Genomic DNA, 8,780 nt, shown 5'->3' with positions numbered 1-8,780 from the left:
TCACAAAGTTCAAAGACAGTCTTTTTCTTGAGCAAAGCGTTCTGAGCGCGCTTGAAGAGCTGCCTTCAGAAATCTTGCGAACCGGCACGGGCCGTCGGATCGCCGGTTGGTTGACGAGTTCCGAACCCATCAGCAAGGTTGCTCGCCACTTGGCGTCGAGCATGCTCCAGTACTCAACCCTGCGCGGTGGGGTTGCTTGGTTGCGACTACAAGACCCCGCTGTGCTGTGGTGGCTCTGGTCGCTCCTTTCTCCTGTACAGCGCAAGGCTTTGCTCGGCCCCATTGAAATCTTCTGGCTGCTGAATCCTGCTGGCAGATTGATCGAGTTGCGGGCGGAATCCGTCGAAGCCAAAGATGCGCAGGCTGTGCTGGCTTTGAGTTCCGAGCAGTGGAAAGACGTCGCCTGCATTGCACCGCTAAACCTTGCGATCCGTGAATGGGGGCAGGCTCAGGTTGTGGGCGCCCGGTTCGATTCCCTCTGCGCGAGCGCGCTCGCTGCCGTGCGGCGGGCATGTGCTGCCGGTTTCACTGACCAGCGCGACCTCGCTGCTTACGCGCGTTGCGCCTTGGAAATCCATCCGGAATTTGACTTGCACGCGCTGGTGCAGGCTCGGCTTGCACAGCGCGGCGAGGACGACTATTTCACGAGCTTGATCGATGACCTGGAAGAGCAGGACTGGCAACGCATTGCGAACGAGAGCAGCGTCACGGCCGTAGACTGAAGCGCCATCAAGGCAGGGTCAGTTTCGTCAAGATAACCAAGAGAATTTCATGCCGCCTAGTGCATCCCCCAGCCAGTTCTGCGAGCAGTGCAAAGCCACCGGCCTGCCTATCCTGCCGGTGCGATATGCCGTCGTACCCAAGAACATTAATCCGGCGTTGCCAGATTGGGTCAGTGGTGATCGGGTGAAAAGTGTGGCGTTGGGTAATGATTTTCACTATGCGCTGCGCACGTTGCGCACCGGCTACCTGTATCTCTTCTATGACAAGAACGCACGCGGCTCCAAGCAGTGGGAATGTTATGCGGTTGGCGACGATGGCAGTCTGACGCGCCAACACGATCCAAAATCCGCGCAACCGCAAAGCACACCGGTACTGCAATGCTCGCGCCACGGTGCCAACAACACGCAGGTGCACTATCTTGTGATCGAACATCCTGAGAGATGCGGTGCGACTTGGATCGCCTATAGCGAACACAAGTGGAGCGACGAGACGCTCGCGGAGTACGAAAAGAACAGCAAGCTGCGCAACAAGCGCATGCAGACCATTCAGCCGGGCGTGATGGCCGCTGGGGCAAAGCACAGTCATGGCCAGATTGCCGACAAGGCCGTACTGGAGGCCGTGCTCGAGTACGCACCAACCACGCCTAAGGCTCCACTGCCATTTAATCCGCCTGTGGGCACCTTAAGCAACGAGGACGGTAGCTGCCTAACGAGCAGGCTCGAGCAGATGAGTACCCGCTATCCGTGGCATTTTCGAACCGATATGGCGGAGGGCACGGTAAAACACATGGAGAGTCGCGGCAAAGGCACGGGCAAGCCGAGCAAGCCTCATGTGCTGGCGCTCTGGGATGCCATGGGCATAGCGCACGAACTCAACGGTTTCAGAAACGATGCCGCCGGATGGATCAAAAAGTACGGCGATGAGCGGGAACTGCAGATTACGGCGCTCAATAGCTATGGCGGCCTTCAGAAAGCGCTGGAAAACCGTGCTCAGACGCAGGGTGAGGAATACATTCAGCGCGGGGTCGAAGACGGCCCGTTGCAGGACGGGATACGCGAACTTGAGGAAAAGTTGAAGTCGTCACCGGACGACGAGTATTTGAAAAAGCAACTCGAACAGTTCCGTAGTTTGCAATCCACACTGTCCTCTTCGGCTCCCCAGGTCGGTGCGGCGTTTGGCAAGAGCATGGCCGCAAAGGCATGGCCGCAGTATCAGGATCGCATCGATGATGCTGCCGGCAGGTTCAAAAAGAAGTTAGACGAATTCCAAGCGAAGGCGGCAGGCATCGTCGATCGACGTACCGTACCTCTCATTCACTGGTTGGAAGCAACGCTCCTGCTTGATACCTTGAACGACTACCACGGCCAGAATGTGCAAGATGGCTTGCGGTTTGAGCAGGACATTGGTGAAGCGATCTTCGGTCTGGGCTCTTGCAAGTCCGGTGCGCAGAAAATCACCGAGTGGGTCAAGCAGTGTAAGGCTTCGGTTGAGTCCAACTTGCTGTGGCGAACTGTGGCACTGAACCAGGACAAAGCACGCGAGGAACTCGATGCCAAACTGGCTGAAGCCGAGCGGCACAAGAGTAGTCAGACGCTCGCCAGCACGCTCACCTGGGTTGGCTATACCGCCAAGAGCATGAAGGCGATCGCAGACACCTACAAGAAGGCGCAAAGTGTTTTCGATGCCAACACCAAAGCGGGTTCGACCGCAGGTTCCAAGGCGTTTGGCGCGACGATCAACTCCGTCAAGATGCGGGGTGTTGACAAAGCCATGATCACTTTCGGCGACGCCGTGTTCAAGCACTTCCGCATTGATAAACTCGGCGACTATGTGAGTGAGAAGATCATCCAGCACATTTTCAGCATTCGTGCATTGGTCAACCCCATGGAGTCGGAGGACTTGATCGCCAAGCAAGTGGCGGCCGAGAAGCTTGGACGGGAGCAGGCGTTGCGCCGTCTGCAAGCAGCGAAGGCATTCATGAAGATGGATACGCCCGAGATACGCTCCAAGCAAGCTCAGGATCTCAAAGATGCCTGGGCGAAGTTCAAAGTGTCAGATGACGCGAAGGCACCACAGGCGATCAAAGACGCGCGGCTGGCCGTGGTGGTGATGCTGATCGAGGGGGTGAACTTCAGCAAGCTCATGGCCGAATGCAAGACCAAGAACGACATGAAATCTTGGTTAAGCCTGTTGGCATCGGGTATGTCGATCACCAGTGCGCTATTGGATATCGCGACCGTGCCGGTGAAGAACCTACCTGGGATGGGCGCGGAGACTTGGGGGTATCAGGTACTCAAAGGATGGGGGGGCGTGTTGAGTGGGGGTGCGTCAGTCATTGGTGGTGGGCTTGATGTAGCCGACGCCGTCAAGAACTATGACAAGGGTTATGGCTATTTGACGTTCCTCTACGCAGCGAAAGGCATCGTTGGGATTGGCTCCGGTTTTCTTACATGGGCTGTGACCTTCACTTATGCGGCGCCTCTCGTAGCTCGCTTGACCGGGCGAGCAGCTGCGGGCGTAGTCATCGAGGCCATTGGTGCTCGTGCAGCAGCGTTTGTCGGGTTGCGCATCTTGGGCATGGCTGCTGGAGGGTGGGTGACCGTTGGGTTATTCGGTATTCAGGTGATCATCTGGATCGTTACGCCCAATGCCATCGAAATTTGGATTGATCATTCAGCCTTTGGCAAGAAGCGAAAAAGCGGCGGCTATCAAACCGCCAAGGAACAAGACGAAAAGTTGTCAGCCGCTTTGGTTGAAATGGGTTTCCAGTAAATGAATATCGAACAACGATCCGAAGGGCTTGTGAAGCTCACTGGCACGATTGAGAACTACCGGGTTACCCGCGAGGAGGCTAGCTTTGTATTCACGGATACAGACCGTACCAAGCTAGGCGTGACGGCCATTGCGGCAGGCATCGCTGGGCTGAGCGGTCCAGCTATCGCAACTGCAGCCAACGCTGCCAGTGCTGAGGAGCATGCGGACTATGTCGAGTTTGATCTTGATGGAAAGCCGATCAAGGGTTGGGTTTGGCGAAGTCCTTTCAACAACGGTGATGACGTGGAAGTGGCAGCTGAATGGCGTGAGGATCATTACGAAACGGCCGGCATTGCTAGGCCAATCGACCGAATCATCGCGCTGTATCCGCACTGCTCGCGAGGCAAAGCGCGGCATATCAAGAATGCGGTGAAGTGGTGGCTTATCGGCGTGACGTTGTTCCTAGTAGGGGCAGGAGGGCCGGTGCTGGGGATCATGCTGGCATCCGTTGAATCCCCGCGCGACTTGCTGGCTGATGTTTTCCCCAATGGTCTTCTGGCGATGAGCATGTGTTTCTATGGCTTCTTTGGCCTCATGACCCTCAGCCTAGCCCGCAAGTGGATGCCCTTCGTACGCTTGACCGAGAGGGTATGCAGCACGTTGGGCATCCCCGATGCCGGCAACGTTGATCTGGTCAAATCTTCCAAGGCCCAACGCAAGCCTGATGACGCCGGTGAGTACGGCACCTTCTATTTCAGATACTGATGTTCTGGCAGGGTGACAAATCGTTGGTTGCACTGGCCGAGATGGGCATCCAATGAGCGCTGAACAACAACCTGAAGGGCTTGTGAAGCTCACTGGCACGATTGAGAACTACCGGGTTACCCGCGAGGAGGCTAGCTTTGTATTCACGGATACAGACCGTACCAAGCTAGGCGTGACGGCCATTGCGGCAGGCATCGCTGGGCTGAGCGGTCCAGCTATCGCAACTGCAGCCAACGCTGCCAGTGCTGAGGAGCATGCGGACTATGTCGAGTTTGATCTTGATGGAAAGCCGATCAAGGGTTGGGTTTGGCGAAGTCCTTTCAACAACGGTGATGACGTGGAAGTGGCAGCTGAATGGCGTGAGGATCATTACGAAACGGCCGGCATTGCTAGGCCAATCGACCGAATCATCGCGCTGTATCCGCACTGCTCGCGAGGCAAAGCGCGGCACATCAAGAATGCGGCGAAGTGGTGGTTCATTGGGGTAAGTATGTGGGTACTAGCATTTGCGCTCGTAATGCTGGTAATCACGGGGCCAAATGACTACTGGATTCTTGTAAGTAACAAAGCGTTCAGCTACGCCTTGATAGGTTCCTATGCCTTCTTCGGCATCATGACCATCAGCCTAGCCCGCAAGTGGATGCCTTTCGTACGCTTGACGGAGAGGGTATGCCGCACGTTGGGCATCCCTGATGCAGGTAATGTCGATCTGGTCAAATCCTCCAAGGCCCAGCGCAAGTCCGACGACCCTGGTGAGTACGGCACTTTCTACTTCCGCTATTGATTTGGTTCGAGAAGTGACTCGTCTTCGATTCTGATGACATCGGGGTCACTCCAAACCTGAAAAAATGAAACCCAGAATCAAATACACACTGTGGTCCGCAGCCGCGGCGTTTGCTTGCCTGCTCGTGGTCGTCACGGTGATCGATCAACGTCAACTGCGGCCGCTGGGCCAACCTCTTGCAGCGCCTGAGAAAATTTTCAAGACGGATGCAAAGCTCCCCTTTGACATCGCAGATGTGAAGTGGGTCGACGCCAATGGTGTCCAGCTTCTGACCGGCACGCTGCAAGACTTGAGGCAGGACAGCGACACAACGCCGCTCCCTGGTGAAATCCTCGATACGCTGCTCCCCTCCAGGGCTGAACGCCTGCGGGAGCGGAGCAACCAGATGGCGGCGGAGTCCGCCGTTCGGATGGCCGCGGCGGGCCATCGGGACTTGGCCGTACAGACCCTAATGGATCGTTTGGGCCGCGGGCACAAGCGGCAGTTCATTGCGCGCATGACGGACGAAGGCAGGATCGACATCCTGGCCAGTATCGAAGACGATCAGCCTCTCAGCCTAGTGACGGCACCAGGTGGCAAATGGATCGCGCTCGGCTCTGGTGAGTTCCCCAAGGACCGGCCCGATGACAGCCCGAGCTTCTACACGGCGTTTGTCAGCAACGACGGTGGGCGCACCTGGAAATTCGATCCGAAGATCACGGTGCCGTCCAGCACCGACTTTCACGGCTACGTATCGGAAACTCGCGCCTACGCCCTTGCTACGCGTTACGGCGGAGAGCGTGAAGCGTGGACGACGCTTGATGGCGGTCACTCTTGGCAGAACGTCGACTTGGGTAAGGCCGTCTGGCCGGACAATCCTGCACGTGAGCATCAAGTACGCGACACGCACTGGGCATTGTTGTCCGACCCGGCGGGAAACGCCGTCGGCTGGTCAACGATGTCGGTAATCACCGTGGATGATGAAGGGCAGGAAAAAAGCCGTAAGCCTATCGAGGCCCGCCGGTTTGAGCTGAGCCTCTCCGGATCGCAAGTTGCCGTGCGCAATGTTGCGGCCACGCCTGATGCCGGCCCGGCGAACGAGCCCAGCTACAGCATCTTGCAATCGGGTTCCGGAGATGCCCTGTTCGCACAGCCAGAAGGCCGCTTGCGTTACCTCGACCCGAAAACCAGGAATTGGACGACAAACACCATCCCGGACATTCGTGGCGCGTCCCCCTGGATAGACACCGACAAGATGTGGTCGGGCAAGGATGTCTGGGTTGTGCGAGCCCGTGGAGATACGGCATGGAATATCGTCGCCTGCTATATGCCGCCGTATTTCGGTAATACGCGCAACTGCGGAGGTACATCGGCCGAAGCCTATTTCTATAGCCGGGACAAAGGCCATTCCTGGACGCCGTTTCTCCTGCCGCGTTCGCCTGGCGAAAGCGACTACACCATCAACGTCATTGGATGGGATGCCCGGCGGCAAGGCCTGCTTGTCATGCGACGTGATCCGGAAAATTCTGAGCGTGAGCAGATCGAACTCTATCGCTTACCGGAACGTTCGTAAGCGGCTCGATGCATACGAGTACGTGTAGCTTTGCAAGCCGAACGGCACGAGCCAGTCATGCTTGAAACTTGAGATCAGTACTACAGATAGCTACGGGCCACTTGTCTCCACCTGCGATGGCAGAAACTCGCTCCAAACTGCAACCCCAAAGCCCCTACTGGTATGAGGATCTGCCCTCCCCTACGGCTGCGCTCGATGCGGGGAAGAAGGGCGATCAACCAGATCCTGGTCTTGATGTCCGCTACATCGATGCTGCTGTGTGCGAGCTGTCACGGGTCACATCGATCCAGCGCGGCTTCGGTTTGATGTTCGGTATCGGCATATCGATCGGATTCGTTGCCATGCTGCCGTTCCTCGCTGAGATATATGCGGATGGCAAGCCACAAGAGTCCCCATTCATGGCATCGTTCCTGATGGTGGTGCTATTGGTGCTCGTGGTGCTTCTGATCCACATGATCAAAAGAGCAATCAGAACGCCGCTGGACTTGCCGGTCTTGTTTGACAGGAACAGTCAAAAGATTTTCGCGCTGGAGTATCTCGCGAAGCCCAATCCGTTTGTGAAGTGGAAAACGGTGATTAAGGAGTTTGACTGGTCTTGCGTTCAGGCCGAAGTTGGAAAGATTTCGGGGTACAACGGGAAGACCTATTCAGTGCGGTACGGATTGATTCTCGCGCAATGCGAGCAAGGTACGACCAAGGTTGAGGACCGGATCATCTTGAAGCAGGACGTGGGTGGTCCACTGGTACTTCACAAGATGTGGGCATACATTCGCTGCTACATGAATGAAGGGCCGGAGCGTCTGCGGGCGATCAAGCCGTTTCCGCGCGACGTTAACTTCAGGCGCTGCGTGCTGGAGTTCTATCCGCTGTTTGATCGGACGGCGGAGGGCAAACGCATTCGCGCAAGCATGCACATCATTGAGCAAGTCCTTCTGACGGTATTCTGCGTGCCGCTGTTCTGGCTGTTCCTGCCCGCGGGCGTGTTCGAGTACATCGGACAACGTCTTGCCCCAAAGCCGAAATGGCCTGCAGAAGTCATTTCGCAAATTGCTGCGCTGCGCGCGCAGGCAACGAATGGAGCCTAGGGTCGCACGCTTGGCCAATCAAGCTGTTCCCGTACACGTGATGCTTCTGGCGCCGTCTTCTGGAGTTCTATCCCTGTATGCCTCTGTGCTTACCAGTAGCGTGGGATAACGCGTCCGCATTGTCACGTTCGCCCAGAGTCGTGAATAAAAAGATGCACGGAACGCCAAGATCCAACGATGTTCACATTTGAAGCCGCCTTTCATCGTTATCGGCGCAAGCATGGCATCGCCAGGGCACTGGAGGACTATGCCGATTTGCAAGACGCTCCCATGAAGCACGCGCTTGATGCCACCTCGTCCGAACCGGCCATCTTGTGGCCCCCCAAGCCCACGGTCTTTGATTTCAACGAGCACTTCCTGGAACTGAGCAATCTGCGCAACGACGGACTGCCGCGCTGGATAGCCTTGATGCTCCTGGTGGTGGTCATCCCGCTATGTCTGCTGATGAGTGTGGGTGCACTGTGGTTCTTGTGGGATATCGTGTTTGTTGGCAATCCGCAGATGCCGTTTCCACCGAATTCCTTCAAGGAGCTTGGGTTGCTTTTGGGGATGTTGGTGCTCTCCGTGCTCGGTGTGCCCATGACCCTCATGCTGTGGCGCGAATGCCAAGGCCAGGTACTCACAGCGCGCTGCGCGCGTTATCGCTTCAACCGGACCACAGGCAAGGTCTATGTGCTGCGGCCCGCGCGATGGGGAGGCAACGCAGTACTGGACTGGTCGCGTGCCCAAGCGCATGTGCATTGGGCACCGCCTCCTGAATCGGCGCAGAGGCAAGGCGATGCGGCCTCGATCAACGATACGACTCAGCAACTCCGAAGAGAGGTGGATTTGTCGCGACGCACCGGCATGGAGATGGATGGCGGTCTTGTTCTCTCCGGACTGTTGGATCTGATCTTCAGTTTTAGCGTGCCAGCCTATGAACTGTCCGACGAAGCACGCCAAAAGCGGCGCAACGCAAGTGAGAGCGGCTGCCTGCTGTTGTACTGGCCACCGCTGGACGCAGCGGATCCGCAACGACGTGGAGAGGATCTGATCTGGGTTGGGCCGCGGAACAGCGGCGAGCGTCTTTGGCGCTACATACAGACGTTCATGCTGAAGGGAATGGATGCTGTGCAAG

7 protein-coding genes are annotated in these 8,780 nt (G+C 56.9%); all 7 read left to right on the top strand.

The annotated features are described in order from the left end of the window. A partial coding sequence (locus JHD73_RS24800) for a DUF4123 domain-containing protein (protein WP_199032831.1) occupies positions 1 to 722 on the top strand: 722 nt, incomplete at its 5' end. Positions 723 to 771: 49 nt separating this feature from the next. Then, a complete protein-coding gene (locus JHD73_RS24795) occupies positions 772 to 3,495 on the top strand; it encodes a T6SS effector BTH_I2691 family protein (RefSeq protein WP_199032830.1) in 2,724 nt (907 codons plus the stop codon). Beyond that, the gene (locus JHD73_RS24790; RefSeq protein ID WP_199032829.1) at positions 3,496 to 4,242 is read left to right on the top strand and encodes a putative type VI secretion system effector; all 747 of its coding nucleotides are present in this window, start codon (positions 3,496 to 3,498) and stop codon (positions 4,240 to 4,242) included. A gap of 52 nt (positions 4,243 to 4,294) precedes the next feature. Further along, positions 4,295 to 5,026: a putative type VI secretion system effector gene (locus tag JHD73_RS24785; protein ID WP_199032828.1), complete on the top strand. Its 732-nt coding sequence runs from the start codon at positions 4,295 to 4,297 to the stop codon at positions 5,024 to 5,026. A 64-nt stretch (positions 5,027 to 5,090) separates the two neighbouring features. After that, the gene (locus tag JHD73_RS24780) at positions 5,091 to 6,578 is read left to right on the top strand and encodes a hypothetical protein (RefSeq protein ID WP_199032827.1); all 1,488 of its coding nucleotides are present in this window, start codon (positions 5,091 to 5,093) and stop codon (positions 6,576 to 6,578) included. Between the two features lie 116 nt (positions 6,579 to 6,694). After that, positions 6,695 to 7,663, top strand: a complete 969-nt coding sequence (locus JHD73_RS24775) for a DUF6708 domain-containing protein (RefSeq protein WP_199032826.1) — start codon at positions 6,695 to 6,697, stop codon at positions 7,661 to 7,663. 177 nt (positions 7,664 to 7,840) lie between these two features. Further along, positions 7,841 to 8,780: hypothetical protein (locus tag JHD73_RS24770; RefSeq protein WP_199032832.1), on the top strand; the 940-nt coding region annotated here is incomplete at its 3' end.

Origin of the sequence: Ralstonia sp. ASV6, assembly GCF_016429285.1 — a bacterium.
Taxonomy (GTDB): Bacteria; Pseudomonadota; Gammaproteobacteria; order Burkholderiales; family Burkholderiaceae; genus Ralstonia; species Ralstonia flaminis.
Note: the sequence above shows the minus strand (reverse complement) of the source record. Positions and strands in the feature narration are given on the sequence as shown.

Bases quoted from the DNA above. Each gene is read 5' to 3' on its own strand.
- JHD73_RS24780 (WP_199032827.1), top strand. From the start codon at position 5,091: ATGAAACCCAGAATCAAATACACACTGTGGTCCGCAGCCGCGGCGTTT.
- JHD73_RS24775 (WP_199032826.1), top strand. From the start codon at position 6,695: ATGGCAGAAACTCGCTCCAAACTGCAACCCCAAAGCCCCTACTGGTAT.
- JHD73_RS24795 (WP_199032830.1), top strand. From the start codon at position 772: ATGCCGCCTAGTGCATCCCCCAGCCAGTTCTGCGAGCAGTGCAAAGCC.
- JHD73_RS24785 (WP_199032828.1), top strand. From the start codon at position 4,295: ATGAGCGCTGAACAACAACCTGAAGGGCTTGTGAAGCTCACTGGCACG.
- JHD73_RS24790 (WP_199032829.1), top strand. From the start codon at position 3,496: ATGAATATCGAACAACGATCCGAAGGGCTTGTGAAGCTCACTGGCACG.